This window comes from Promicromonospora kroppenstedtii DSM 19349 (assembly GCF_000515355.1).
GTDB lineage: Bacteria > Actinomycetota > Actinomycetes > Actinomycetales > Cellulomonadaceae > Promicromonospora > Promicromonospora kroppenstedtii.
Window position 1 is genome coordinate 1 of sequence record NZ_KI911709.1, and the last position, 1,524, is coordinate 1,524.

Annotated in this window: 2 protein-coding genes; one reads left to right on the plus strand and one right to left on the minus strand. The window is 67.5% G+C overall.

Annotated elements, in window-relative coordinates; translation table 11 throughout:
• The coding region (locus PROKR_RS19350; RefSeq protein WP_036965943.1) for an amidase family protein at nucleotides 1-490 on the minus strand (490 nt) is incomplete at its 3' end.
• A 281-nt stretch (nucleotides 491-771) separates the two neighbouring features.
• Here PROKR_RS19350 and PROKR_RS19355 point away from each other — a divergent pair.
• On the plus strand, nucleotides 772-1,524 hold a 753-nt coding region (locus tag PROKR_RS19355; RefSeq protein ID WP_245605889.1), incomplete at its 3' end, for a mechanosensitive ion channel family protein.

A 1,524-nucleotide genomic window follows, 5' to 3' on the forward strand; every position in this document is an offset into this window, starting at 1 on the left:
CGCCGCCGCTCGAGCCGCCGGCCCCGCGGGTCAGGTCCCACGGGGTGCGTGCGGGCGGGACGCCCACCGGCTCGGTGTAGGCGGGGAAGCCCAGCTCGGGCGCGGTGGTCTTGCCCAGGCTGACGATGCCCGCGCCGTCGAGCACCCGGACGATCTCGTCGCTCTCCTCGGCCGGCGGCAGTCCTGCGAAGGCGCGCGACCCGAAGCCGGTGGGCACGCCCGCCCGGTTCCACAGGTCCTTGTCCCCGGTGGGCAGGCCCCACAGACCGCCCGGCGTCGGGCTCGGGCCGGATCCGGCCGCTCGGGCCTCTTCGAGCTCCGCCGCGCGTTTGCGCGCCCGTTCGGGGGTGACGGTGACGAAGGCGCCGACCTGGGGGTTCAGCCGGTCGACCCGGTCCAGGAAGTGCTCGGTCACCTCGGTGGGAGTGAGCTCTCCGACGGCGAGGAGGTCGCGGAGCTCGACGGCGGTCCGCTCGTGCAGGGCATCCATGTCGCCAGGCTAGGCGCTCGCCACTCCAGCCTCGATGGAATGTCGCTTATGTCTCACCCGCTCTACAGGGGAATCAGGCAAATTCATGAACGTGTCGGCCGACGGGCGGCGATCTGACCTGCGGTGATGTTCAAAGTTGCGTTCGAATTGCGTTCGGTTGCACTAAATCCCGCCGCGCAGAATGCGCTTCTCCGGCATATGTTCTTGGAGTGCCGGCACCTTTGCGCCGCGCCGACGATGCGCGCCCTTGGTGCCCGAAAAGATCTCGAAGGGGGAGAGCAATGACATTCTTCAATACGGCACTCGTCGTGCCGAACCAGGTCGACTGGCTGGCGCCGCTCACCAACGCGCTCAGCTCGATCGCGAGCTTCATCCCGAAGCTCCTCGTGTTCCTTGTCGTATTCCTCATCGGGTACTTCATCGCCAAGGCGATCGCCCGGTTCGTGGGGATGATCCTGACGCGCGTCGGCTTCAACAAGGTGCTCGAGCGGGCGGGGGCGAACCGGCTGCTCGCCGGGTCGGGCATCGAGCCGATCACGCTGCTCACGAAGATCATCTACTACTTCATCCTGCTGATCACGCTGCAGCTCGCACTGAGCGCCTTCGGGCCCACCAACCCCGTGAGCGCGATCGTCAACCAGATCGTGGCGTGGCTCCCGAGCCTCGTGGTCGCGATCGTCATCGTCGTGATCGCCGGCGCCATCGCGAATGCCGTGAAGGACCTTCTCCTGAACACCATGAGGGGTGTTTCCTACGGCTCGCTGGTGGCGAAGACCGTCTCGTTCCTCATCATCGCGCTCGGTGTTATCGCCGCCGTGAACCAGATCGGCATCGGCACCACGGTGACAATGCCCGTCCTCGTGGCATTCCTGGCCACCGTGGCCGGCATTCTGATCGTCGGAGTCGGCGGTGCGCTGATCGGCCCCATGCGTTCCCGGGTCGAGGGTTTCCTGGGCAATCTTTCGGAGGGTGCGGCGACCCCCGCCGTGGAACCGAACGGCGCGCCCGCCGCCCCGCCGGCCACGGGCACGTTC